The sequence below is a fragment of the Superficieibacter sp. HKU1 genome, assembly GCF_029319185.1.
Lineage (GTDB): Bacteria > Pseudomonadota > Gammaproteobacteria > Enterobacterales > Enterobacteriaceae > Superficieibacter.
Genome location: NZ_CP119754.1, coordinates 837,605 through 862,037 on the forward strand (window position 1 = coordinate 837,605; position 24,433 = coordinate 862,037).

The following is a 24,433-nucleotide window of genomic DNA, read 5'->3' on the forward strand; positions in this document are numbered from 1 at the left end:
AATGAAACTCTATAACCTGAAAGATCATAATGAGCAGGTCAGCTTTGCGCAGGCCGTTACCCAGGGGCTGGGCAAACAGCAGGGATTGTTTTTTCCGCACGATCTGCCCGAATTCAGCCTGACCGACATTGATGAAATGCTGAACCAGGATTTCGTCAGCCGTAGTGCGAAAATCCTCAGCGCGTTTATTGGCGATGAAATTCCGTCCGCCGTACTGGAACAGCGCGTGGGGGCGGCATTTGCTTTCCCGGCTCCGGTGAAGCCGGTGACCGAAGAGATCGGTTGCCTCGAGTTATTCCATGGCCCGACGCTGGCGTTTAAGGATTTCGGCGGGCGCTTTATGGCGCAAATGCTGACGCACATCAGCGGCGACAAGCCGGTGACCATCCTGACCGCAACCTCTGGTGATACGGGGGCCGCCGTCGCCCATGCGTTTTATGGCCTGCCAAATATCCGGGTGGTGATCCTCTATCCGCGTGGCAAAATCAGCCCGCTACAGGAAAAGCTGTTTTGTACCCTCGGCGGTAATATCGAAACTGTCGCCATTGACGGCGATTTTGACGCCTGCCAGGCGCTGGTCAAACAGGCGTTTGATGATGAAGAATTAAAAGCGGCGCTGGGACTGAACTCTGCCAACTCGATTAATATCAGCCGCCTGCTGGCGCAAATCTGCTATTACTTCGAAGCGGTGGCGCAGCTGCCGCAGGAAGCCCGTAACCAGCTGGTGATTTCCGTTCCCAGCGGTAACTTTGGCGATTTGACGGCGGGCCTGCTGGCAAAATCGCTCGGTCTGCCGGTGAAACGCTTTATTGCCGCCACCAACGCCAATGACACCGTGCCGCGCTTCCTGCAAGATGGCAAATGGGCACCAGGCGCGACGCAGGCGACGCTCTCGAATGCAATGGACGTCAGTCAGCCAAACAACTGGCCGCGAGTGGAAGAGATCTTCCGGCGTAAAATATGGCGTCTGAACGAGCTGGGATATGCCGCGGTGGATGATGAAACCACTAAAGCCACAATGCGTGAACTTCAGGGGCTGGGCTACGTATCTGAGCCGCATGCGGCCATTGCCTACCGGGCGCTACGCGATCAGCTGCAACCGGGCGAATATGGTTTATTCCTCGGCACCGCGCACCCGGCTAAATTCAAGGAGAGCGTTGATGCAATCCTTGGCGATACGCTACCGCTGCCGAAAGCGCTGGCCGAGCGGGCGGATTTACCGTTGTTGTCGCATAATCTACCGGCGGATTTTGCCGCTTTACGCCAGTTGATGATGGCGCGCGGGTAATTATTCGCGCTAATTATGCCGGGTGAGCATGATGGCTACCCGGCATTTTTTATGGAGAAAATAAGGAGGAAAAAAGCAGGCAAAAAGGAGAAATTCCCAATAAATGCGGTAACTTAGAGATTAGGATTGCAGAGAATAACAACCCGCGTTCCCCTCACGTATTCTCCTTACATCGGCCCACATCGGGCAAGATTGAAAAGGAGTAACCCATGTCTACACTGAAACCTGCTCTTCTGGCGCTTTCGATGCTGCTGGTGGCTCCCATTGCGGTACAGGCAGCAGAAATCACCCTCATTCCGGCAGTCACCCTGCAAATCGGCGACCGCGATGATCACGGGAACTATTGGGATGGCGGCCACTGGCGGGATCATGGCTGGTGGGAAAAACACTATGACTGGCGAGATAATCGCTGGCAGCCGCATGGTCCGCATGCAGAGCCGCATCATAACGATCATCATGACGATCGCCGCGATGACTACCGTCCGGGCCCGGACGATCATCATCGCTAACGTAAAGCGCCTTCGGGCGCTTTACTTACTGCTCGTGGCGTTTAAACACCAGCTCGCCACTGCCGGATGCGTCTTTATCAAAGAAATAGCCGTCGCTGTTGAACGCGGTAAGTTGCTCCGGCGTCGTCAGACGGTTTTCAATGATGTAGCGGCTCATAAGGCCACGGGCTTTTTTGGCGTAGAAGCTGATGACTTTGAACTTGCCGTTCTTTTCATCAAGGAACACCGGCTTAATCACCTCACCGGCCAGTTTTTTCGCCTTCACGGATTTAAAATATTCCTCTGAAGCGAGGTTAATCACCACGCGCTCTTTCTGCGTCTCAAGCACCTCATTGAGCTTATCGGTAATGATATCGCCCCAGAACTGGTAAAGATCTTTGCCGCGAGCATTGGCAAAGCGGATGCCCATTTCCAGACGATAAGGCTGCATCAAATCCAGCGGACGCAATACCCCGTAGAGGCCAGAAAGCATCCGCAGATGCTGCTGGGCAAAATCAAAATCCGTCTCGCTAAAGGTCCCGGCCTGAAGCCCGGTATAGACGTCACCCTTAAACGCCAGAATCGCCTGGCGGGCGTTTTCCGGCGTGAAGTCGGGCTGCCAGTCGTGAAAACGGGTTGCATTCAGGCTCGCCAGCTTATCGCTAATGCTCATCAGACTGGCAATTTGCGGTGCTGACAGCTTGCGCGCGTCTTTAATCAATTGCTGCGAATGGTCCAGCAGTTCAGGCTGGGTAAAGCGTTTCGTTGCCAGCGGACTTTGATAGTCCAGCGTTTTTGCAGGTGAAATCAGAATCAGCATAGTTAATCCTTGCGGCACATTATTCTGCGACTGTAGCAAAAAAAGCGGGTGGAGTGGGCGATGACTGCGATTGTCGCCTTATTGCTTCGGTGGATTTTCCCACGTATCCGGCATTAATTGTTGCTGGAGATCCGGATAGCGTTGCGGATCAAAAACCGGCCGCACGCCTAATTTACGCTGGCGCAAATAGTCACTGGCGATAAGCCGCACCACCGGCGACAGGAGCAGGATGGCCGTCAGATTGGTGATGACCATCAGCGCCATGACAATATTCGCCAGTCGCCATACGATCGGAAAGCTCAGGAGTGAGCCGGCGACAACCATCATTAGCGTGGCGGCACGTAACGTCCAGCGCGCCCATAGCCCATCAAGTCGCAGGAAAACCAGGTTATTTTCAGCGTAGAGATAATTTCCCACGAGGGAGGTAAAGGCGAACAACATGACGATGATGGCGACCAGACCGGCGCCGGCATCGCCAACAAGCATGACCATGGCCTGCTGTATCCGTTGAATGCCTTCTATCGCGGTATGCTGCGTACTGGTGCCTGCCAACAGCACGATTAGCGCGCTACAGGTAGAGATGATAAACGTATCAATAAACACGCCGATCATCTGCACAATTCCCTGGGCCGCAGGATGCGGTGGCCAGGAGGCTGCGGCCGCTGCGACATTGGGCGTCGAGCCCATTCCGGCTTCATTGGAAAACATCCCGCGCTGAAAACCGCTGGTGAGTGCCTGGCTAACGGTATAACCCGCCGCGCCAGCCGCCGCTTCCTGCCAGCCGAAGGCGCTTTTGACAATAGCCGCGAGCGTGCCGGGGAGCGCCGTAATATGCCATGCGGTGACAAGAAGACTGGTGACAATCCAGATAACGACCATCATCGGTACCAGCCCCTGCAGCATACGGGCGACGCCGCGAAGACCGCGCACCACCGACAACAGCACCAGCGCGGCAAGTACCACGCCCGTGGCCAGCGACGGCACAGAAAAAGCATAGTTTACCGCGCTGGCCACGGAATTTGCCTGGACCGTATTAAAAACCAGACCATATGAAAGCAGTAAAAACAGAGAGAAGAGTATGCCCATCCAGCGCATCCCCAGCCCGCGGTCCATATACCATGCCGGTCCCCCACGGAACTGTCCCGTAGCATCACGCTGTTTATAAAGTTGGGAAAGCGAACATTCAGCGAAGCTTATCGCCATACCGGTCAGCCCCGATACCCACATCCAGAAGATAGCGCCGGGTCCGCCTGCGGCAATGGCCAGCGAAATGCCGGCGAGATTGCCGCTGCCAACGCGCGCGGCCAGGCTGGTACACAGCGCCTGAAAGGAGGTTAAGCCACCCGGCTGCGGGGTAAGACTGTTTTTCAGACTTTTGCGGTAGTGGAGAAGATAGCGAAACTGAATAAATCCCGTACGCCAGGTAAACCATATGCCAGCCCCGGCAAGGAGGTAGACCATTATCGATCCCCAGATCACATCGCTCATAAACTGAAGAAAATCAGGCATTAAACGTCCTCTTGTTTATGCCGGTGCGCTCGTGTAAGCGCTACCACTCACGGGATAAATGACTACCCCTCAGGTAATCAGCCAGCGAAGTCTACCATACTCTATACGGGTATACCGCCGCGGTTGCGCTGAGAGTGGGTCGTGATATTATCAGGGCAGACCGGTTACATCCCCCTAACAAGTTGTTTAAAGAGAAACACTATTATGACGGATAAATTGACCTCTCTGCGTCAGTACACCACCGTGGTGGCTGACACCGGAGATATCGCGGCAATGAAGCTGTATCAGCCGCAGGATGCAACAACTAACCCTTCTTTGATCCTCGGCGCTGCGCAAATTCCTGAATACCGTAAACTGATTGACGATGCCGTGACCTGGGCACGTAGCCAGAGCAGCGATCGCGCGCAGCAGATCGTTGATGCCAGCGACAAACTGGCCGTTAACATTGGTCTGGAAATCCTGAAGCTGGTACCGGGACGTATCTCAACTGAAGTCGATGCGCGTCTTTCTTACGATACCGAAGCGTCCATCGTTAAAGCCAAACGCCTGATCAAGCTGTACAACGATGCTGGTATCAGCAACGATCGTATTCTGATCAAACTGGCGTCTACCTGGCAGGGCATTCGTGCCGCCGAGCAGCTGGAGAAAGAGGGGATCAACTGTAACCTGACGCTGCTGTTCTCGTTTGCCCAGGCTCGTGCCTGCGCTGAAGCGGGCGTCTATCTGATTTCCCCGTTTGTTGGCCGTATCCTCGACTGGTATAAAGCCAATACCGATAAGAAAGAGTACGCGCCTGCTGAAGATCCGGGCGTAGTATCGGTAACGGAAATCTACGAATACTACAAACAGCACGGCTATGAAACCGTGGTCATGGGCGCAAGCTTCCGTAACCTGGGTGAAATCCTGGAGCTGGCGGGCTGCGATCGTCTGACCATCGCCCCGGCGCTGCTGAAAGAGCTGGCGGAAAGTGAAGGCGCGATCGAGCGTAAACTGTCGTTTAGCGGCGAGGTTAAAGCACGCCCGGAACGCATTACTGAAGCTGAGTTCCTGTGGCAGCACAACCAGGATCCGATGGCAGTCGATAAACTGGCTGACGGCATCCGGAAGTTCGCCATCGACCAGGAAAAACTGGAAAAAATGATCGGCGACCTGCTGTAATCATGATGGCCGGTAACCACTTGCCGGCCACTTTTTTATCTGGCAGGCCAAATCAGTGTTGAAGCTGCCGTAACTCTTCTATTGCAATGCCCGTCATTTTGACGATCGCCTGCTCCTCTAAGCCATTCTCCAGCATCGCTCGCGCAATTTTGAGCGTGGCTTCGTGTTCGCCTGCCAGCTTGCCCTGACGAATACCTTTCAATAGACCGATATTTTCCAGTTGCTCTGCCATTGTCATCAATTCATCTCCATGTTGAGGGACACGCTGTGCAAGCTTACGCAAAAAAAACGGTGGCGTTTTGTGTCTCGCTAGTCTGCAACATGTAGTTTACCAGGGCAACTATTGGCTTCCAGTTAAAGCCATGTCCAGCCTGTTCAGATGCGTCGTATTGCGTGACATTCGCGTGTATTATTCCTGGAAATAGCATCACAGAAGGGAATAATCATGAACACCTTACGCATTGGCTTAGTTTCCATCTCCGATCGCGCTTCCAGCGGCGTTTATCAGGATAAAGGCATTCCGGCGCTTGAGGCCTGGCTGGAAAAAGCGCTCACCACACCTTACGACATCCAGACGCGTTTGATCCCCGACGAGCAAAGCATCATTGAACAAACGCTATGCGAGCTGGTGGACGAAATGAGTTGCCACCTGGTTTTGACCACGGGCGGAACCGGCCCGGCGCGACGGGATGTGACGCCGGATGCCACGCTGGCGGTGGCCGATCGTGAAATGCCTGGTTTTGGCGAGCAGATGCGGCAAATCAGCCTGCAATTTGTTCCTACCGCCATCCTTTCCCGTCAGGTTGGGGTTATTCGTAAGCAGGCGCTGATCCTCAACTTACCGGGCCAGCCTAAGTCTATTCAGGAAACGCTGGAAGGCGTTAAAGATGCGCAGGGTAAATCAGTCGTGCCGGGTATTTTTGCAAGTGTACCATATTGTATACAGTTGCTTGAGGGGCCTTACATCGAAACTGACAGTCAGGTGGTAGATGCTTTCCGGCCGAAAAGCGCGAGACGAGAGAACCTTTCCTGAGTAAGCGCGTTACCAGTATTAAAACAAAAAGTCCGTGGCGTATCGATTTATTTACTATTAAGTAATTTTTATTTTACATAGTATAGTGAGTATCTTCTCTCCTGCTTACACATGGTCGGCTATGTCGAAAAACGCACGGACTTTGAATCGCCAGGACTATAAAACGCTGACGCTCGCTGCCCTCGGTGGCGCGCTGGAGTTTTATGATTTTATTATCTTCGTTTTCTTTGCAGCGTTAATCGGCGATCTTTTCTTTCCCGCTACTATTCCGGACTGGCTGCGTCAGGTGCAGACGTTCGGGATTTTTGCCGCCGGGTATCTGGCACGACCGCTGGGGGGCATTATTATGGCCCATTTCGGCGATCGGGTCGGTCGTAAAAAGATGTTTACCCTGAGCATTCTGCTTATGGCCTTGCCAACGCTGGCGATAGGGCTGCTGCCTGTCTATGCCACGGCAGGTTTAGCGGCACCATTGCTTCTGCTGTTAATGCGTATCCTTCAGGGCGCAGCAATCGGTGGTGAGGTGCCGGGAGCGTGGGTATTTGTCGCTGAGCATGTGCCGGAGCGGCGGATCGGCATCGCCTGTGGCACGCTGACGGCCGGGCTGACAGTGGGTATTTTGCTCGGCTCGGTGGTGGCGACTATCGTCAATACCACCCTGAGCCAGCAGACGATCCATGATATTGGCTGGCGTATACCGTTCCTGCTGGGCGGAGCGTTTGGGCTGATTGCGATGTATCTGCGCCGCTGGTTACAGGAGACGCCCATCTTTCTGGAAATGCAGCAGCGTAAGATCCTCGAGCAGGAACTGCCGGTAAAGGCGGTTATTGTCAGGCATAAAAAAGCGGTCGTCCTCTCCATGCTGCTGACCGGGCTGCTCTCTGCCGGCATCGTGGTGGTGATTCTGATGTCGCCAGTCTGGCTGCAAAAACAGTATGGCTTTGCCCCTGCGCTAACTCTGCAGGCCAACAGCATCGCCACGATTATGCTCTGTTTTGGCTGTCTGATTGCCGGACTGGCGGTCGATCGTTTTGGGCCCGGTAAAACCTTTATCATTGGCAGCACGACGCTGGCCTGTTCCGCCTGGATGTTCTATCACCTCTCCGGCGTCTATCCGCAGCAGCTTTTTTTACTGTACGGTCTGGTGGGGCTCTGCGTGGGTGTGGTGGGGGCCGTACCTTATGTGATGGTCAACGCTTTCCCGCCCGCGGTGCGTTTTTCCGGCATTTCCTTTTCCTACAATATGTCGTATGCCATTTTCGGCGGCCTGACGCCTGTTGCGGTCACCATGCTGATGGGCGTTTCGCCGATGGCGCCGGCCTGGTATATTCTGGGGGTGTCAGTGATGGGAATCGTGCTGGGTGTCGTCTTAAAACGTGAGAGCGGTGAAGGCAATACGGAGAAGATCTTACAGCGTTCTTAATGCTGATGATGCGGCGGATACCCTGAGCGGTACCCGCCAGCGTCAATTAGTGCTGCTCGCCAATCGGCAGCACGGTACGGCCGAACTGTTCGTTCAGCACTTCACCCATCGCCAGATAAATTGCGCTTGCACCACAAACCAGACCGACCCAGCCAGCAATATGAATGATGCCTTCATTACCGCCAATGTTACCGACTGCCAACAGTGCAAACAGAACGGTCAGGCTTAAAAAGACAAATGACAGCATTCTTGCGCCTTTCAGCGTGCCGAAGAACATGAACAGCGTAAACACGCCCCACAGGCCGAGGTAAGCATCGAGGAACTGCGCGTTTGGCGCATCGGTTAAGCCCATTTTCGGCATCAGCAGGATGGCGACCAGCGTTAGCCAGAAAGATCCGTAAGACGTAAACGCGGTTAAGCCAAAGGTATTACCTTTCTTAAATTCCAGCAGACCGGCAAAAATCTGCGCAATACCACCGTAAAAAATACCCATCGCCAGAATAATACCGTCGAAAGGGAAAATGCCCGCATTATGCAGATTCAGCAGAATGGTGGTCATGCCGAAACCCATCAAGCCCAGCGGAGCCGGATTAGCCAACTTAGTGTTGCCCATAATTCCTCAAAACTCATCGATTTGTAGTGAAAGGTGTTCGCCCGTCAAACCCGCTTCGGGGAGGGCGCAGCATCATAATCGGCGTTGTTTGCGCTGTCTATGATCTGCCGGGGGTAAAAAGGTGATTTTTACCCCGCACAGTGATGGAGAAATCAGCTTTGTTGTGCCGCAATCATTCGGCGCAGGCAGGCTATGCGTAATACGGCGGGGATGGTTACCCGCCAGGCTGTACCGCTAACGGCTTTGACACTATTTAACGCTGCACCCACCGGGCCGCCGAGCCCGGCACCGCGCAGTAAACCGTGTCCAATCACGCTGACGGCTGCATGGGTGCGCAGGATGCGTTTTAGCTGGCTGGAGAGCAATAGCGAAACACCGTCAATTAGTTTTTTATCCTTAAGCAAACAGGGCAAAATTTCTTCCAGCTCGCTGACTTTGAGCTTTACCGCAGCAAAGAACTGCGCTTTTTGCTCGTCATTCATTTTCTTCCACGTATTGCGCAGAAAATGCTCCAGCAGGCACTGTTCTATTTCAAACGTGGACTGGTTTTTTTTCGCTTTCAGCTTCAGGCGATGGCAGACATCCAGCAGAATAACCCGATACAATTTACCGTGCCCGCGCAGCGTATTGGCGATGCTGTCGCCGCCGAAATGCTGAAGTTCGCCAGCGATAAGCTGCCAGCTGCGCCGATGGCGTTCCGGATGTCCTTCCATCGACTGATAAAGTTCATTACGTAACAGCTTGCTTGAGAGACGCGGCTTATCTTTACTGTTATGGGTTAATAAACGGGCAAAGTCAGCCAGTTGCTCTTCGCTACAGTGCTGTAAAAAACTAAGATCGTCGTCGTGTAAATAAGTGACGTTCATGAATGTTAATGTCCAATAAATAAAGTTAACAACAATGGACTTTTAAAAATTAATCATCACCAATGATTTTTAAGCGCGCCATATCTGATGAGTTCACCGTATGGCCGGAAAAGACTATCTTCGACACGCAGCGTTTATTATCGTTGTCACTATTAATATTAATCCAGTTTGTGCTCTCACCTTCTTTGATGGTGGAGGGGACGTTCAGGCTCTGGCTTGCGCTGCGTGAGACGTTAAAGTAGACCGAGGCGCCGCTAAGCTGCACATCACCGTGTTCGGCTTTAATCTGGATGCGCTTCACCACCCGGCAAATGGGCATTTTCAGGGTTAAATCGTTCGTTTCATTACGCGGCATGGCGACAATGCCCATTGCTTTATGATCGTTCGCCATGGCAGGCAGATTGATCAATAAGCCAGACAGTAAGCCTAAAGAAATTATTAATAACCGGTTCATTTTTATTCCTTTGTAAATGCATTTAATGGCGCGTTAGCAGGGCGCTTTATTTTAACACTTAATGGCTTTTTCCTTCGAGTTCGCAATGCTTTCCATTTATTTCAATCGTTCCATGAATGTATTTGTTATTTATATTCATGGTTTGAATGCATTGTTTGTCACCTGGGCGCAGAACGCGTCCAGAGTGGCCGACAAACCGTCCGGCGCGATGCCAGTCGGCAAAATTTTTTTCACTTCCCCCCTTGATGCAGGTCACGGCGACCCCATCTTGTAGTCAACCGCAGTGAGTGAACCTGAAAAAAAACGATTTAAGGCAGTTGAAACCGCACGTTTCGCCCTTATTACAGGTTCACAACCACATGATGACCGAATTTTTAGTGGAGACGTTTAGATGGGTAAAATTATTGGTATCGACCTGGGTACAACTAACTCTTGTATAGCGATTATGGATGGCACGCAGGCACGTGTGCTGGAGAACGCAGAGGGCGACCGTACTACGCCTTCTATCATTGCATATACTCAGGATGGTGAAACTCTGGTTGGTCAGCCGGCTAAGCGTCAGGCAGTGACAAACCCGCAAAACACCCTGTTTGCGATTAAACGCCTGATTGGCCGCCGCTTCCAGGACGAAGAAGTACAGCGTGATGAAGCCATCATGCCGTACAAAATCATCGCCGCCGATAACGGTGATGCGTGGATTGACGTTAAAGGTCAGAAAATGGCACCGCCGCAGATCTCTGCGGAAGTGCTGAAAAAAATGAAGAAAACGGCGGAAGATTACCTGGGTGAACCGGTAACTGAAGCGGTTATTACCGTCCCGGCGTACTTTAACGATGCGCAGCGTCAGGCGACCAAAGACGCTGGCCGTATCGCGGGTCTGGAAGTCAAACGCATCATCAACGAACCTACCGCTGCCGCACTGGCTTACGGTCTGGATAAAGAAGTGGGTAACCGTACCATCGCGGTTTATGACCTCGGCGGTGGTACCTTCGATATCTCTATTATCGAAATCGACGATGTTGACGGCGAAAAAACCTTTGAAGTTCTGGCAACCAACGGTGATACCCACCTGGGTGGTGAAGACTTCGACAGCCGTATGATCAACTACCTCGTTGACGAGTTTAAGAAAGATCAGGGCATTGACCTGCGTAACGATCCGCTGGCCATGCAGCGTCTGAAAGAAGCGGCAGAAAAAGCGAAAATCGAACTTTCTTCTGCGCAGCAGACCGACGTTAACCTGCCGTACATCACTGCAGATGCGACCGGTCCGAAGCACATGAACATCAAAGTGACCCGTGCGAAACTGGAAAGCCTGGTTGAAGACCTGGTAAACCGTTCTATCGAGCCGCTGAAAGTGGCACTGCAGGATGCGGGTCTGTCCGTCTCTGACGTTCAGGACGTGATCCTGGTCGGTGGCCAGACGCGTATGCCGATGGTGCAGAAAAAAGTGGCCGAGTTCTTCGGTAAAGAACCGCGTAAAGACGTTAACCCGGATGAAGCGGTGGCCATCGGTGCCGCAGTTCAGGGCGGTGTCCTGACCGGTGAAGTGAAAGACGTACTGCTGCTGGACGTTACCCCGCTGTCACTGGGTATTGAAACCATGGGCGGCGTGATGACGGCGCTTATCGCGAAAAACACCACTATCCCGACCAAACACAGCCAGGTGTTCTCGACTGCGGAAGACAATCAGTCTGCTGTTACGATCCATGTGCTGCAGGGTGAGCGTAAACGCGCTTCTGACAACAAAGATCTGGGCCAGTTTAACCTGGATGGTATTCAGCCTGCGCCGCGCGGTATGCCGCAGATCGAAGTCACCTTCGACATCGATGCTGACGGTATCCTGCATGTTTCTGCAAAAGACAAAAACAGCGGTAAAGAGCAGAAGATCACCATCAAGGCCTCTTCTGGTCTGAACGAAGACGAAATCGCGAAAATGGTTCGCGAAGCGGAAGCCAACGCGGAATCTGACCGTAAGTTCGAAGAACTGGTTCAGACCCGTAACCAGGGCGACCATCTACTGCACAGCACCCGTAAGCAGGTTGAAGAAGCGGGCGACCAGTTGCCAGCTGATGACAAAACCGCTATCGAGTCTGCACTGAGCGCGCTGGAAACGTCGCTGAAAGGCGAAGACAAAGCGGATATCGAAGCGAAGATGCAGGCGCTGGCGCAGGTTTCCCAGAAGCTGATGGAAATTGCTCAGCAGCAGCACGCACAGCAGCAGGCTGGCGCTGATGCTTCTGCAAACAACGCGCAGGATGACGATGTGGTCGACGCTGAGTTTGAAGAAGTAAAAGACAAAAAATAATCGCCCTTTGAATGGGTTATGAACTGGCACGGGCGAAGAGGTTTCCTCTCCGCCCGTGCTCGCATGTTAGGGGCTGAAAAAGACAATGGCGAAACAAGATTATTATGAGATTTTAGGCGTTTCCCGAACGGCGGAAGAGCGTGAAATCAAAAAGGCGTACAAACGCCTGGCGATGAAATATCACCCGGACCGTAACCAGGGCGATAAAGAAGCCGAAGCCAAATTTAAAGAAATTAAAGAAGCGTATGAAATCCTGACAGACGCCCAGAAGCGTGCAGCTTACGATCAGTACGGTCACGCTGCGTTTGAGCAGGGCGGCATGGGCGGTGGCGGCGGTTTTGGCGGCGGCGGTGCTGATTTCGGCGATATCTTTGGCGACGTGTTTGGCGATATCTTCGGCGGCGGTCGTGGTCGCCAGCGAGCCTCTCGCGGTGCCGATCTGCGCTACAACATGGAGCTGACGCTGGAAGAGGCGGTACGCGGTGTTACCAAAGAAATCCGTATTCCGACGCTGGAAGAATGTGATATCTGCCACGGTAGCGGAGCCAAACCCGGCACCCAGCCGCAGACCTGTCCGACCTGCCACGGTTCCGGCCAGGTGCAGATGCGTCAGGGCTTCTTTGCGGTACAGCAGGCCTGTCCGCACTGTCAGGGCCGCGGTACGCTGATCAAAGATCCTTGCCACAAGTGCCACGGTCACGGGCGCGTTGAGAAGAGCAAAACGCTGTCGGTTAAAATCCCGGCGGGCGTGGATACCGGCGATCGTATCCGTCTGTCTGGCGAGGGCGAAGCGGGCGAGCACGGCGCACCGGCAGGCGATCTGTACGTTCAGGTGCAGGTAAAACAGCACCCGATCTTCGAGCGCGAAGGTAACAACCTGTATTGCGAAGTGCCGATCAACTTTGCCATGGCGGCGCTGGGCGGTGAAATCGAAGTTCCGACCCTGGATGGCCGCGTGAAGCTGAAAGTACCGGGTGAAACGCAGACCGGTAAACTGTTCCGTATGCGTGGCAAAGGCGTGAAATCCGTGCGCGGCGGGGCGCAGGGCGACCTGCTGTGCCGTGTGGTTGTCGAAACGCCGGTCGGTCTCAATGACAAGCAGAAACAGCTCCTGAAAGAGTTACAGGACAGTTTTGGCGGTCCAACGGGCGAACATAACAGCCCGCGTTCTAAAAGCTTCTTCGATGGCGTAAAAAAGTTTTTTGATGATTTGACGCGTTAATATCATCTCTGTCATTTATTAGCCTGAGAGCTCTCTCAGGCTTTTTTTTGCGCGTTTATTACCGGGGCGGCCAACATCCCTCAGCAAAAGGGCGGCATTCCTGACGTTCGGATTTCAGTATCGCCATAAAACAGAGAGTGATATTAAGTTTTATTAAAAATGATTTTTGGTTTAGCTAAATAGAGTTGTTGGTTTATATGGAAAATTTTGTGGATTTATTGTTTATAAAAAAACGATATTTCTCATCGTAGTAATTTATTATTGTTTTGATAAACTGTTATTTGCATTATTTTGAGTATTATCTATATTGCATTTTTTGAATTTAAGAGGCTGACAATGGATGGGCTCAAAAGGTGCCAACAAGCACTTTGATTATAATTTAATCAAAGTCCTTGACGCTGTCATATCGGCAGGCAATGCCACCAAAGCCTCCAAAAGATTATCCGTCACGCCTGCTGCTATTTCTCTGGCGCTGTCCCGTTTACAGAGCTTTTATCAGCAAGAGCTATTTGTCAGAAGCAAAGACGGCCTTGTGCCTACGGCAAAAGCGCTGGAGATCCATCAGGCTTTCCGCCAGGCCATGGCGCTGGTAAATAATACCTTTATCCCCGAAGAGACGAGTCCGCGCAGCCAGAAAATCACCGTCCTGGGTAGCGAGATCGCTGAAAACTATTATCTGTCTCAGCTCTATGAAGATGATATTTTTGAGCGATTCTCTCTGCGTCATTTTTCTGCCAAAAATATGCATAAAGATACCCTCAAAGAACATTTGATAGTCGGTGATTGCGACCTTATTATTAGCCCCGATACCATCATCGAACCGGGTATCGAAAATCAACTTATCGACAGCTTTAAAAATTTCGTCTGCATCTGTAGCACAGACAATCTGCTTAGTGAGTTAACGCAGCTCACCCTGCACAGCTTTTATTCTGCACGTCATGCCGTCTATCAGTCCGGACTCTTCTCGCCGATAATGATCAATGATGACGATCTGCATGTAAAGGATGATGAATATAAAGGATATCGGGTGAAGGGATACCGTAGTGATTCAATCAGCGGCATCATCAGTATCGTTGAGCGCACCTCATTAATTGCGATATTACCTTTAAAACTGGCGCTTTTTTATAAAAATCAGCGCCGCTACGCAATAAAAATGGTTCAGCCGCCGCCTGAACTGGTTTTTAAACCGTTAAATGTCTATGCTTCATGGAATAACAAAAGCAGTAAAAAACAGGACGTAAAGGAATTGGTAGATATGCTGCATACCCTTTCCTCATTCAGACGTTAGGAGTAGTACCTTCAGGGATGAGTGATAAAAATTGGTATTTAATGATGCGGTTTGATTACGGCTTTAGAACCCTTTCTATTACATTCTCGCTATGTCATTTAAATACAGGAAGTTAAAATGTCTATCCCTAATCATTTAGAAACCTCAGAAGTTGTTCTTCTGGAGATGGAAGTATTGTTAATTATTGTCGCGACGGGCGCGTGGGGTGGTTTTGTCAGTTATCTGTTAAAGTCTAAAAGGAAAAAGTCGGAGCCATTGCATAAAGGTATTATGAGTTGTCTTACGCAAATTGTTATCTCCTGCTTTACCAGTTTTTTATTAAGCGCGATCGCAATTGAAAAAGGGCTGAGTTTCAATATGATTTTGCTGGCCGCAGGGATTGGCGGCGTGTTTGCCGCACCAATACTTAAGTACCTGGGCGATAAACTAAAAAAAAGCGTCGAAGATAACAGCCTGATAAAATAAATACATAAGGCTCAGCACTGAGCCTTATGCTGCATGTTGTTTTATTGCTACGCAAATGCATAGCAACACTGTTCTTGATTTTTTTACGTTACCCTATTTTTAATCCACCCGTAAATGAAATCCTCATTTTGCGGTCTTTCTTCGGTGATGTTCAGATAATAGGCACCCTGACTACAGTTCAGCGCCTCGACCAGCACATGCTCGCCCTCTCTGCCACGCCATGCGATGAACACCTGTAGTGCGGCAATGGTCATTGGCCCGATGTGACCATCAACCTTAATATCCTGATAATTTTTCTGCTCGCGGTTCAGGGCATTCAGCCAGCGTTGCAACCACAGGCAGGGAAGTCGCGGTCCAATATTTACGGCGGCATCGCACAGTTCAAAAGCAACCGGCCAGGAGATCTGCGAAATAAGTTCAAAGCCCGGTTTTACCCAGTAATCATTTTCGAGTATGGAGTACGCTTCTGCGCGCGTCATATCTCGCATGTCTCCCTGATAACCGTTCGCACGTGCTGTCGCTTCAGTAATTCCCCAATTAGTCGCGCCGCCCCGATCGTGGGGATTATTGGTATAACTACCTTCTGTCATTAAAATGCCGTCAATAACTGGATTCATTTTTTTACCTCAACAATATTAGTGGATATTCACATAACAGGCGGCTGCTAATACGGCAGCGGCAGCAACGGTTAGCATGATCTTGACTGGTGTTTTATTTAGCCATGCCCAGCGTCTGCCTGCTTTATTGTCTACTGGTTTTACCGGAATCTGGTTATTAACCTGGATGCCTTTGCGCGGCACCGTAATCAAAAAATCATTCACTCCTAATGATTTTAGATCGCGACGAATGAGGTAGAGTATCTGCGTTAAATTGGCATCATTAACGAAGTTTCCCCGACTTCCCCACAGCGCCGTGGTGAGCTGCTGGCGTTCAATTACCTCCATCTGTGCATTCTCAATAATAAAGCTAAGGCATCTTGCACGCATTGCGGTCATTTTTATAACCAGCGAGTTCGAGATACTTCTTAACTCATGATTCCTTTCATTGTAGATACAATTGTTATTGATCATGTAGGTTTTCATAATGTCATCCTTTAGAAATTTACATCCTGTTTTGAGTGCGGTTGATATTAATTATAAGAATTTGCTCAATCCATTATTTCCCAATGATTTTATTGAGTTATATATGGAAAAACCAACGCGCGTCACAAAAAAGCGACCTTGTTAAATGAGGTTTAATATCAACTTTAATGAAACTTAATACGCAACGTTGTGCAGGGCTTTGCTAATTCACCTGTGGGTCATTAGCTTGATGAGAAGCGGGGGATTAACTGGGTAACCTCACTATTTTAGTGATTTGAGCATCATCCTGATATGTGATGTTTTGTGATTAGCCATTTGGCCGATGCCGATAGATTATGGGCCCCGCAGAACGAACTGCGAAAAAATTTAAATTAAAAGGAAATTAACATGGCACAGAGCAAATTAATCAAGGGTGATACCCTGACAGAAACTAGCAACGCGGCAGACGGCTTTAACCCGGCTAAAGATGACAGCAAACTTAGCTACACTTCTGCTCGTGTCGCCAAACCGGTTTATAACCAGTACAAAGCTGATAGCAAAAAACCAAAAGTTTTCGGTTATTTCACCGACTGGTCCCAGTACGATTCTCGTTTAGAGGGTGATGACACCGAACTTAACCGTGGTCGTGGCTACGATCTGGCTAACGTTTCTCCTACTGCTTACGACAAAATTATCGCGGGCTTTGTAGGCATTGTCGGCTTCCACAAAATTGATGGGCAGGAGCGTGATGTCGTCGCAGAAGCGGCGCAACTGTGTGGCAAAGTGAAATACGAGCCGACCTTCCTCGATCCGTGGGGTGATTTCCAGACTTACACTAACGTCGGCTTCGACATCAGCGGCTGGGATATTGATCCGAAGACCGTGACGCAGGCGAATACCAAAGGTTTCCTGGGCGGTCTGCGCGATCTGCAGGCGAAAGCGAAAAAACAGGGCCACAACCTTGAGCTGTCCATGAGCATCGGCGGCTGGACCATGAGTAACGGCTTCCACGAAACGGCATCGAAAGATTCCTCGCGTAAAATCTTCGCCAAAGGGCTGGTGAAACTGTTCAAACAGTTCCCGATGTTCAGCGGCGTGGACCTGGACTGGGAATACCCGAACGTAGAAGGTGCTGGTAACCCTTTTGGTCCGGAAGATGGCGCTAACTTTGCCCTGCTGATCGCTGAAGTGCGTAAGCAGCTGGATGCCGCAGGCCGCAGCGACGTGAAAATCTCTATCGCCGCTTCTGCGGTTGTCGCTAACCTTGCTTACGCTGGCGTTAACACCCTGATGAAGTCCGGTATGGATTACATCAACGTCATGACCTACGACTTCTTCGGTACGCCGTGGGCAGAAAACGTAACCCATCACACTAATCTGAAAGCGCTGACCGCAGGCGGCTGGTCCGTTGAAACCATCGTTGATTATCTGCTGGCGGAAGGTTTCCCGGCTGAGCGTATCAACATCGGCTATGCAGGCTATACCCGTAACAGCCGCAACACCGAAATCACCAGCTTCTCGCCTCTGGAAGGGACCTACAATCCGGGTAAAAAACTGGCCAATGGCGAGTATGAAACCACCACCGGCTCGTTTGAATCCGGCACTACCGAATGGTACGACGTGATTTATAACTATCTGGATCTGGAGAGCCAGAAAGGGCGTAACGGCTTTAACGTTTATACCGACAAGGTTGCCGATGCTGACTACCTGTACAACCCGGACTCTAAGCTGTTCCTGTCGCTGGATACCCCGCGCACGGTGAAAGCGAAGGGCGAGTATGCGGCAAACCTGGGTCTGGGCGGCGTGTTCACCTGGACGGTAGACCAGGACAACGGCGTGCTGGTTAACGCGGCACGTGAAGGTCTGGGCTATGAAATCAGCAAAGAAGTGATCGACATGGAGCCGTTCTATTTCGAAGGCATCAACGTTGAAGAAAAAGACGATGAAGGCCAGAAAGTGAATCATGCGCCGAAAGCATCTATTGAACTGCGTGTGGTAGGGGGTTCCCGCGTACAGCTGTCTGGCGCGAAATCGTCCGATGAAGATAAAGATGCACTGAGCTTTAGCTGGGGCGTGCCTGCTGCCATTACCGTGGCGGACAAAACGGCTGAAATCATTGAGTTCGACGTGCCGCAGGTTACTGAAGAGACGCAGTTCCAGTTCACCCTGTTTGTTCGCGATTGCTGGGGTGAGCCGTCAACGCAGCAGCGCTTCGTGCTGACCGCCGTTGTGGCTCAGGCTGACGCGAAGCCGGAAGACGACGACGTTATCCCGGTACCGGACGACAAGGACGAAGACGACGTTATTCCGACGCCAGATGATAAAGATGACGATGTGGTTCCAGTACCGGACGATAAAGTGTCTCCTTACCCGCAATGGGATGCGACCAAAGTCTACGGCGCAAACTGGGGTACTTTTGAGATCGTCAGCTGGAAAGGCCACAACTATCAGGTTAACTGGTGGTCTGTAGGCAACCAGCCGGACCAGAACTGCGGTATGGGCGGCGCATGGACTGACCTTGGCGCTTACTAATTAATCATCACTATCGATGTTTGTTGGATATAGCTAAATAAAAGCCCCGCCGATCCGGGGCTTTTTTCCACTAAGGATAGAGGATTTATCATGTCGATCATTTCAATTAAACACAGCGCGCTCAATGCACAAAGTTGGTATCAAAAGGTCACATTGACGCTCACCAATGAGAGTGAGCATGCGGTGGATCTCAATCAGGCCATTATCCATTTCACCGCCTCAGGACATCCTGATCCATGGGGGAATTTTGGGGGCAATCTGAAAGGGGATCTTCCGTTAACCCTGCGTGAACAACCACAAGGGAAATTGAACGCCATTGATATGACGATTAATAACAGTGGCGAACTGTTACTGGCACCAGGTAAAAGTGGGAAAGTGTTCTTTAGTCTTGCCGCCGCGAAGGTTCCGGTAACGCTGTCGGCCGTCACACTCACCCTGGCGTCAGGTGCGGCAGATGATGAACCAGCGCCGCAGCCGGAACCACAGCCGCAGCCGCAGCCGGAGCCGGAGCCGGAGCCACAGCCGGAGCCGCAGCCACAGCCGGAGCCACAGCCGGAACCCATCTCAGGTGACGGCATTATTATTACCGCCAGCGATATTAATGCTAACAGCTGGTATCAGCGCGTTACGTTAACATTGAAAAATGGCTATTCTCAGGCAATCGACCTGAACAAACTGCAAATTAGCTTTACCGCCTGCGCGCATCCGGATCCTTACAGCCCGTTCAGCGGAACGCTGATGGGTAATCAGCCGGTTAAACTCGGTAGCGACGGTGGATGGCCTGTCGAAAAAAATAGCATCACTATCAATAATGACAGTGCAATGAAGCTGGGCGCGGGTAAATCAGCGCAGCTGGAATTTTATCTGGCGGCTACGCAAACCCCGGTTATGCTCGAAGAATTACAGGCGACGCTGGCGCACGATCCAGGCCGTCAGGGCAGGATCGAATTTATTTTCCCGGCGCGGAAAGAGGCGATCGCACTGAAGCCGGTTCTTGATATCGTTTATCCGGACGGCAGGATGCAAAACGTCACCGGCGAGTGGGGCCAGTCGTTAACGGTGGCCGATCTCGCGGCAGGGCAGTACACCGTTAATGTTCAGTCTCTTGAAAATGATGACATGCGCATTGCGCCAGTAAAAGAGACATTGACCGTTACGCTCGCCTCCGGTCAGGACAGCCAGCGCTGCCCAATCGCCTTCCAGGAAACGGTACATTTTGCCGCGATAACACTCAAACTGGATCTCCCTTCCTGCGACGGAGCCCTGATCGGCGCCGAGCTATGGGGCAGCGACAACATCGTGGCGCGTACGGTCTCGCTTACGGCTGGAGATGCCCTACTGGTGACTCGCCTGATCGCCGGTCAGCATTATGAGGTGCGTCTGCTTCCCGCCTGCATTAATAACCTGATGATTAGCTCCCCGGCGCAGCCGACCGTCGTGATCCCTGAAGCGGGTAAAGTCGTCAGGGTGAATGTTGGCTATCAGCAGAAAAACGCCGATGCGGCTGGTTTTGTTGAAGTGAAAGCCACCGTGCTTGGCCTGCCCAAAGGTGCCGGGGCCCAGCGCTATCGCTTCCATAGTGGAAACGGAAAAGGGGAATATCAGTATCTGTTGACCCTGGAAAGCCATAGTCAGCAACAGGCGATTCCTTTGCGCATTGCGCCGGGGCTGTATGCCGTCGACGTCGCCGACGTGCATTGCGATGGTGCCATCTGGCGCTGTGATGCCGACGCCGGTCTGCGCCTGCTGCAAAGCAGCAATGTGATTACGCTCTCCTTTGAAAAAGGCGTTATTTTACAGGTGCGCGGCTGGCCGGATTACGTGGCTCACGGCGGCGTCACGGTGAATGCGGCGGATACCGCCACGCTCTACCGCGAGGTGCCGGTCAGCGCGCTGTTTAAATATGACGGTTTTGACGGCGGCGGCGATCCGATCCCGGCAAAAGAGATGGACCTGAACAATGACGGCTTCCTTGATTACGATCTGCTGCCGATTCATAAAACCGTACCGCTGGTCCGGCAAATTGAGAAAGAAGCGGGCCGATCGGTAATGCCGGTAATGGTGGTTTATACTGCCAACGCCAGCGGCGGGAGTGCCGTGAGCGATCTACAGGATAGCGAGAAGCTGCGTAACCACTTCGGTAACTTTATTACACAATGTATGGCCGCGCAGTCTTATAAAGATGACGCGCATCCGGTTCCGGCGACGTTTGTCCTGAACCCCGATTTCCTGGGCGCTATTGAGCAGGAGCCTTACGGCTACATCACGGTACGGCAGAAAAACAGCGTACCGGTTAATGCTCAGCTTGCTGTGGCGGTGAAGGCGCTGGCCCCGGTGCTGAAATACAGCGCGCCAGCGCTGCCAACGTTCAGTGACGATCTGTATGGCTACATTCAGGCGATCAACTATCTTGTTCACCAGTTTGCGCCGGATGTGGCTTTTGGCTGGCAGACCAACGTCTGGTCAACCGGCACCGCCGACTGGGTTCTGCGCGAAGGCGCGGATCCGCAGGCTCAGGGAAAACAGATTGCAGCCTTTATTAATGAGCTTGGCGTATACAGCGGCAACTACGCGCCTGATTTTATCGCTTTCGATAAATTTGAACGCGACTGCTTTAGTCCGGATGCGCTGGCGCACTATGGCTGGAATGCGACCTGCTGGCTTAACTACCTGGGAATGGTAAAACAGGCGGCGAAAGATCTGAATAAACCCGCCATGCTCTGGCAGATCCCCGGCGGGCATATGCCGACGGCAGAGGAAGGGACCACTATGATTAGTGAAAACCATTTTGCGTCGGGCGGCACCTTCTTTATGGGCGACAAGCGTATTGCAACTAACGTGGCGGCGATTACCGCGAGGTTGAAAAATACGGCGCTTAATCAGGGCACCTACGGCGCGGCAACGGTAGGCGACTTCTTACGTAAAGATAACGGGTATGACTGGGGACAAATGCAGGCGTTAAATCTGCCTGACTATAATGTCTTTTCTATTCTCTGGGGCGGTGGTTCGACCGTCAGCATCACCACTATTCACTCTAACGGTGAAGACGGCGGCTGGCTGGCGGATAAGATGCGCGAATATTATTCCTCTCCCCGCAGCCTTACTTGAATAATTTAATCCTGAACGATAAGGTGATTCCTGGCGGTATGAGAATTATTTCTCTATACCGCTATGGTGATCGCTATGTAGTTTTTTATGGTAATATATGTTAAGGATTTACTTAAATTATTATTTCTTATTGTGGTTGCTTTTGTGATTATTTTTAATGCAATTGTTTCTATGGTTTTTATCACCCTGCTTCAATAAGTTAATCTTTAAATTGATGTTAATTTTAGTGAATTGATTTTCATATACTTAATCCGTATCGTATGTTTTTGTTTTATACTGACTATGCACCCGATGAATTTAGAAATTCTGGCAAATATTGAAAATTGTACTGACGATTCATTACATTCTTTCATCTTTAATCAAAAATCGAAGCCCCTTGCCGCCCTGGCTAATGTATTACAGAAACTGATCCCGCACGGCACGCCTCTTTCTTTAGAAGTTGGCGAAGTTTTTCCATTGGGGATGAACAAGGAAGAACAAAAGATTGTGATACTGGATGAGGGAATTACCTCATTCTGCCATGCAAAAAGTCAGCGCCAGCTCTGCGCTATTTTTGCGCCTACATTACTGGGTCTCATAGACAGCTATGCCCGTACTTACGAGGTTTCCGAGTGGCCGCATCACTATCTGGTGGCGGAAACCCGCTGCAAAGGTTATTCAGTCCTGCTGGCAGATTTTATCAGGTTGTCTGATGAGTTAAATTTATGGCATGACATTGCCCGCATTCTTGCGCAGCGGCTAATGGTTATGAGTGCGCGCGAACAGGAGCTGGTCGGCGTCGATTCTTACCTGAAGGTCAGAGCATTGCTTATTGAGATCTCGATATACCCTGATGCTTATCGTCAGCAGATCAATATCATGAGTTTCATTCAGCGACGCACGGGTTTATCAAAAAGCCGCATCATGAAGATCCTTTCCGAGCTTAAGAAAGGCGGTTATATCAGTATTGATAATGGAAAGCTTGTTGATATGAAAAAACTGCCGGCAGCCTATTAGCGTTTTCCTTTCCGCGGGCAGGATTTTCTTTTTGAAAAGGAAAATCCTGTCGCTGCTTAAAATGCTTATTTAGATTTTGCTTAACCATACTCTTATATTTTTGTCAATATGAAATGAAGCAAATGCCAAATGGCAGCTGGTTATGATTTTAAAATCAATAAGTTAAGGTCGGTCCTTTAAAAAGATCATCTCATCGTTGCACCTCAACCCGCTGTTAGTAATAATAAAATTCAAGTCGGGAGAATAAAGCGTTGCTTCGCCTTTCCCGATTAAGCTATCGAAAAGCTAATTGACTCAAATAAATAACGACCAGAATTCTTCTCCATGAATTCGATCTCTACTTATATCTGACTGTATAAGGAATATACTGAGCAGGCGGGTGGGCTATTGCTCAGGTATTTAATAAGAGGGTCATCAACAACATAATTAGGATTATCAGAGGGAATATGAAAAAGTATTTATTTGCGATGGTCGTTACGGCTATCACTGCTGGTGGAACGGCAATGGCGGCAGAAACCGATACAACGACTGTTAACGGCGGTACCGTCAATTTCGTGGGCCAGGTTGTTGATGCCGCCTGCTCCGTCACGGCTGATTCTGTCGATCAGACCGTCACCCTGAGCCAGGTGCGTTCCTCAAAACTAACGGCTGCCGGAATGGTCGCAAACCAGAAAGAAGACTTCAACATTAAGCTGGAAGATTGCGATACCACCGTTAGCCAGAACGCCGCGGTCATTTTTAACGGCCAGGAAGATGCCAGCCAGCCGGGTTCACTGGCAAACACGGCGGGTGCGGGTTCTGCAACAAACGTCGCCCTGCAACTGTATGGACCGGATGGTCAGACGCTGAACGTGGGCGAAACGTCCTCCAGCGTGACGCTGATTAACGGTGGAAATACCATTCCGCTGAGCGTTGACTACATCGCTACCGGTGCGGCGACGTCCGGTAACGTTGAGGCAACCGCGACCTTCAGCATGGTTTATTCCTGATTTCATGATTTTCCGCCTTCCTTCTGCGGAGGGAAGGCGGCGCACTATTTACGTTAAAAAAGCAGCGCAGGCCAGACGAAAAAGAATGACGATGATGAAAATACAGATGTTAAAACGCCTTGTACTGCGGGCCATCGCCTTAACGCCGGTGCTGATGTTGGGTGTCGTTATGATGGGGACGACCGTGAAGGCTTACGCGGGCGGCGTGGCGCTTGGCGCAACGCGCGTGATTTATCCGCAGGGCGAAAAGCAGGTATCCTTGCCCATCACCAACTCTTCTGCAAACAACGTTTTCCTGATCCAGTCATGGGTCGCCAATGCCGATGGGACAAAGTCCCCGGATTTCGTGGTGACGCCGCCTTTATTTGTGATCCAGCCAAAAAAAGAAAACGTGCTGCGCATTATGTATGTCGGGCCAGCGCTACCCACTGACCGGGAAAGTATTTTTTACCTGAATAGCAAAGCGATCCCGTCCGTGGACAAGCGCAAGCTTCAGGGCAACGTGCTGCAAATTGCTACCCAGAGCGTGATTAAACTATTTATCCGCCCGAAAAATCTGCCGACGCCTTCTCTTGACGCACCGGCGTCTCTGCGTTGTCACGTGGCTGACGGCAAAGTCACGTTATCTAATCCTTCGCCGTATTACCTGTCCCTGGTTGAGCTTTACATCGGAAAGGTAAAACAGCCCAATACGATGGTGCCGCCAAAGGGCAGCCTGATACTGAACGCTGCGGGCGACGGTCATATGAAATATGAAACGGTCAATGACTTTGGGGCCAATACCCCAGCGCAGATGTGTGCCGGCAGTTGACGTG

23 protein-coding genes are annotated in these 24,433 nt (G+C 51.1%); 14 read left to right on the forward strand and 9 right to left on the reverse strand.

Annotated elements, in window-relative coordinates; translation table 11 throughout:
- Position 1 precedes the first annotated feature (1 nt).
- Entirely contained in the window at positions 2-1,288 is a 1,287-nt protein-coding gene (thrC, locus tag P0H77_RS04105) for a threonine synthase (RefSeq protein WP_276163687.1), read from the forward strand.
- A gap of 209 nt (positions 1,289-1,497) precedes the next feature.
- Entirely contained in the window at positions 1,498-1,797 is a 300-nt protein-coding gene (locus tag P0H77_RS04110; RefSeq protein WP_276163688.1) for a DUF2502 domain-containing protein, read from the forward strand.
- 25 nt (positions 1,798-1,822) lie between these two features.
- Here the strand turns inward: P0H77_RS04110 and yaaA are convergent, their stop codons facing one another.
- Together yaaA and P0H77_RS04120 are read right to left on the reverse strand one after the other, a co-directional pair.
- Positions 1,823-2,596, reverse strand: a complete 774-nt coding sequence (gene yaaA / locus P0H77_RS04115; protein WP_276163689.1) for a peroxide stress protein YaaA — start codon at positions 2,594-2,596, stop codon at positions 1,823-1,825.
- A 78-nt stretch (positions 2,597-2,674) separates the two neighbouring features.
- The gene (locus P0H77_RS04120; protein ID WP_276163690.1) at positions 2,675-4,105 is read right to left on the reverse strand and encodes a sodium:alanine symporter family protein; all 1,431 of its coding nucleotides are present in this window, start codon (positions 4,103-4,105) and stop codon (positions 2,675-2,677) included.
- A 204-nt stretch (positions 4,106-4,309) separates the two neighbouring features.
- On the opposite strand from P0H77_RS04120, the gene tal reads away from it, so the two are divergent.
- Positions 4,310-5,263, forward strand: coding sequence for a transaldolase (gene tal / locus P0H77_RS04125; RefSeq protein WP_276163691.1), 954 nt, complete (start codon positions 4,310-4,312; stop codon positions 5,261-5,263).
- Positions 5,264-5,315: 52 nt separating this feature from the next.
- Here the strand turns inward: tal and P0H77_RS04130 are convergent, their stop codons facing one another.
- Complete coding sequence (locus tag P0H77_RS04130; RefSeq protein ID WP_276163692.1) at positions 5,316-5,495, reverse strand: hypothetical protein; 180 nt, start codon at positions 5,493-5,495, stop codon at positions 5,316-5,318.
- Positions 5,496-5,708: 213 nt separating this feature from the next.
- Here P0H77_RS04130 and mog point away from each other — a divergent pair, with 213 nt between their 5' ends.
- Both mog and P0H77_RS04140 read left to right on the forward strand, forming a co-directional pair.
- A complete protein-coding gene (mog, locus tag P0H77_RS04135; protein ID WP_276163693.1) occupies positions 5,709-6,296 on the forward strand; it encodes a molybdopterin adenylyltransferase in 588 nt (195 codons plus the stop codon).
- A 121-nt stretch (positions 6,297-6,417) separates the two neighbouring features.
- Positions 6,418-7,719: an MFS transporter gene (locus P0H77_RS04140; protein ID WP_276163694.1), complete on the forward strand. Its 1,302-nt coding sequence runs from the start codon at positions 6,418-6,420 to the stop codon at positions 7,717-7,719.
- A 46-nt stretch (positions 7,720-7,765) separates the two neighbouring features.
- On the opposite strand, the gene satP is transcribed toward P0H77_RS04140, so the two are convergent.
- The 4 genes from satP to P0H77_RS04160 form a co-directional block, all read right to left on the reverse strand.
- Complete coding sequence (satP, locus tag P0H77_RS04145) at positions 7,766-8,332, reverse strand: acetate uptake transporter (RefSeq protein WP_276163695.1); 567 nt, start codon at positions 8,330-8,332, stop codon at positions 7,766-7,768.
- Positions 8,333-8,484: 152 nt separating this feature from the next.
- Positions 8,485-9,198, reverse strand: a complete 714-nt coding sequence (gene msyB / locus P0H77_RS04150; protein WP_276163696.1) for an acidic protein MsyB — start codon at positions 9,196-9,198, stop codon at positions 8,485-8,487.
- Between the two features lie 49 nt (positions 9,199-9,247).
- Positions 9,248-9,652 carry a DUF2541 family protein gene (locus P0H77_RS04155; protein WP_276163697.1) on the reverse strand — a complete coding sequence of 135 codons (405 nt, stop codon included), beginning with the start codon at positions 9,650-9,652 and terminating at the stop codon, positions 9,248-9,250.
- 58 nt (positions 9,653-9,710) lie between these two features.
- Positions 9,711-9,908: a hypothetical protein gene (locus tag P0H77_RS04160; protein WP_276163698.1), complete on the reverse strand. Its 198-nt coding sequence runs from the start codon at positions 9,906-9,908 to the stop codon at positions 9,711-9,713.
- A gap of 135 nt (positions 9,909-10,043) precedes the next feature.
- Here P0H77_RS04160 and dnaK point away from each other — a divergent pair, with 135 nt between their 5' ends.
- The 4 genes from dnaK (at position 10,044) to P0H77_RS04180 (ending at position 14,932) form a co-directional block, all read left to right on the forward strand.
- Positions 10,044-11,957, forward strand: a complete 1,914-nt coding sequence (gene dnaK, locus P0H77_RS04165) for a molecular chaperone DnaK (RefSeq protein ID WP_276163699.1) — start codon at positions 10,044-10,046, stop codon at positions 11,955-11,957.
- 85 nt (positions 11,958-12,042) lie between these two features.
- A complete protein-coding gene (gene dnaJ / locus P0H77_RS04170; RefSeq protein WP_176918376.1) occupies positions 12,043-13,179 on the forward strand; it encodes a molecular chaperone DnaJ in 1,137 nt (378 codons plus the stop codon).
- 340 nt (positions 13,180-13,519) lie between these two features.
- Positions 13,520-14,467 carry a LysR family transcriptional regulator gene (locus tag P0H77_RS04175; protein WP_276163700.1) on the forward strand — a complete coding sequence of 316 codons (948 nt, stop codon included), beginning with the start codon at positions 13,520-13,522 and terminating at the stop codon, positions 14,465-14,467.
- A gap of 117 nt (positions 14,468-14,584) precedes the next feature.
- The gene (locus tag P0H77_RS04180) at positions 14,585-14,932 is read left to right on the forward strand and encodes a phage holin family protein (protein ID WP_276163701.1); all 348 of its coding nucleotides are present in this window, start codon (positions 14,585-14,587) and stop codon (positions 14,930-14,932) included.
- 83 nt (positions 14,933-15,015) lie between these two features.
- Here P0H77_RS04180 and P0H77_RS04185 read toward each other — a convergent pair whose 3' ends face one another.
- Positions 15,016-15,549, reverse strand: coding sequence for a glycoside hydrolase family 108 protein (locus P0H77_RS04185; RefSeq protein WP_276163702.1), 534 nt, complete (start codon positions 15,547-15,549; stop codon positions 15,016-15,018).
- Positions 15,550-15,567: 18 nt separating this feature from the next.
- Positions 15,568-16,014 carry a transcriptional regulator gene (locus P0H77_RS04190; RefSeq protein WP_276163703.1) on the reverse strand — a complete coding sequence of 149 codons (447 nt, stop codon included), beginning with the start codon at positions 16,012-16,014 and terminating at the stop codon, positions 15,568-15,570.
- Positions 16,015-16,401: 387 nt separating this feature from the next.
- Between P0H77_RS04190 and P0H77_RS04195 the strand changes: the two genes are divergently transcribed.
- The 5 genes from P0H77_RS04195 (at position 16,402) to P0H77_RS04215 (ending at position 24,429) form a co-directional block, all read left to right on the forward strand.
- A complete protein-coding gene (locus P0H77_RS04195) occupies positions 16,402-18,525 on the forward strand; it encodes a glycosyl hydrolase family 18 protein (protein ID WP_276163704.1) in 2,124 nt (707 codons plus the stop codon).
- Positions 18,526-18,615: 90 nt separating this feature from the next.
- Positions 18,616-21,633 (forward strand): chitinase, encoded by a 3,018-nt coding sequence (locus P0H77_RS04200; RefSeq protein ID WP_276163705.1) that lies wholly within the window; start codon positions 18,616-18,618, stop codon positions 21,631-21,633.
- Between the two features lie 291 nt (positions 21,634-21,924).
- Positions 21,925-22,629, forward strand: coding sequence for a winged helix-turn-helix transcriptional regulator (locus P0H77_RS04205; RefSeq protein ID WP_276163706.1), 705 nt, complete (start codon positions 21,925-21,927; stop codon positions 22,627-22,629).
- Between the two features lie 446 nt (positions 22,630-23,075).
- Entirely contained in the window at positions 23,076-23,618 is a 543-nt protein-coding gene (locus P0H77_RS04210) for a fimbrial protein BcfA (RefSeq protein ID WP_276163707.1), read from the forward strand.
- 154 nt (positions 23,619-23,772) lie between these two features.
- Positions 23,773-24,429 (forward strand): fimbria/pilus periplasmic chaperone, encoded by a 657-nt coding sequence (locus P0H77_RS04215; protein WP_276165041.1) that lies wholly within the window; start codon positions 23,773-23,775, stop codon positions 24,427-24,429.
- The last annotated feature ends 4 nt before the right edge of the window (positions 24,430-24,433 follow it).

Coding starts and splice junctions, on each gene's coding strand:
- P0H77_RS04185 (WP_276163702.1), bottom strand. CDS start 15,549: ATGAATCCAGTTATTGACGGCATTTTAATGACAGAAGGTAGTTATACC.
- P0H77_RS04215 (WP_276165041.1), top strand. CDS start 23,773: ATGTTGGGTGTCGTTATGATGGGGACGACCGTGAAGGCTTACGCGGGC.
- P0H77_RS04190 (WP_276163703.1), bottom strand. CDS start 16,014: ATGAAAACCTACATGATCAATAACAATTGTATCTACAATGAAAGGAAT.
- dnaK (WP_276163699.1), top strand. CDS start 10,044: ATGGGTAAAATTATTGGTATCGACCTGGGTACAACTAACTCTTGTATA.
- satP (WP_276163695.1), bottom strand. CDS start 8,332: ATGGGCAACACTAAGTTGGCTAATCCGGCTCCGCTGGGCTTGATGGGT.
- P0H77_RS04110 (WP_276163688.1), top strand. CDS start 1,498: ATGTCTACACTGAAACCTGCTCTTCTGGCGCTTTCGATGCTGCTGGTG.
- P0H77_RS04140 (WP_276163694.1), top strand. CDS start 6,418: ATGTCGAAAAACGCACGGACTTTGAATCGCCAGGACTATAAAACGCTG.
- tal (WP_276163691.1), top strand. CDS start 4,310: ATGACGGATAAATTGACCTCTCTGCGTCAGTACACCACCGTGGTGGCT.
- msyB (WP_276163696.1), bottom strand. CDS start 9,198: ATGAACGTCACTTATTTACACGACGACGATCTTAGTTTTTTACAGCAC.
- P0H77_RS04195 (WP_276163704.1), top strand. CDS start 16,402: ATGGCACAGAGCAAATTAATCAAGGGTGATACCCTGACAGAAACTAGC.
- mog (WP_276163693.1), top strand. CDS start 5,709: ATGAACACCTTACGCATTGGCTTAGTTTCCATCTCCGATCGCGCTTCC.
- P0H77_RS04120 (WP_276163690.1), bottom strand. CDS start 4,105: ATGCCTGATTTTCTTCAGTTTATGAGCGATGTGATCTGGGGATCGATA.
- P0H77_RS04210 (WP_276163707.1), top strand. CDS start 23,076: ATGAAAAAGTATTTATTTGCGATGGTCGTTACGGCTATCACTGCTGGT.
- P0H77_RS04180 (WP_276163701.1), top strand. CDS start 14,585: ATGTCTATCCCTAATCATTTAGAAACCTCAGAAGTTGTTCTTCTGGAG.
- thrC (WP_276163687.1), top strand. CDS start 2: ATGAAACTCTATAACCTGAAAGATCATAATGAGCAGGTCAGCTTTGCG.
- dnaJ (WP_176918376.1), top strand. CDS start 12,043: ATGGCGAAACAAGATTATTATGAGATTTTAGGCGTTTCCCGAACGGCG.
- P0H77_RS04200 (WP_276163705.1), top strand. CDS start 18,616: ATGTCGATCATTTCAATTAAACACAGCGCGCTCAATGCACAAAGTTGG.
- P0H77_RS04130 (WP_276163692.1), bottom strand. CDS start 5,495: ATGGCAGAGCAACTGGAAAATATCGGTCTATTGAAAGGTATTCGTCAG.
- P0H77_RS04205 (WP_276163706.1), top strand. CDS start 21,925: ATGAATTTAGAAATTCTGGCAAATATTGAAAATTGTACTGACGATTCA.
- yaaA (WP_276163689.1), bottom strand. CDS start 2,596: ATGCTGATTCTGATTTCACCTGCAAAAACGCTGGACTATCAAAGTCCG.
- P0H77_RS04175 (WP_276163700.1), top strand. CDS start 13,520: ATGGGCTCAAAAGGTGCCAACAAGCACTTTGATTATAATTTAATCAAA.
- P0H77_RS04155 (WP_276163697.1), bottom strand. CDS start 9,652: ATGAACCGGTTATTAATAATTTCTTTAGGCTTACTGTCTGGCTTATTG.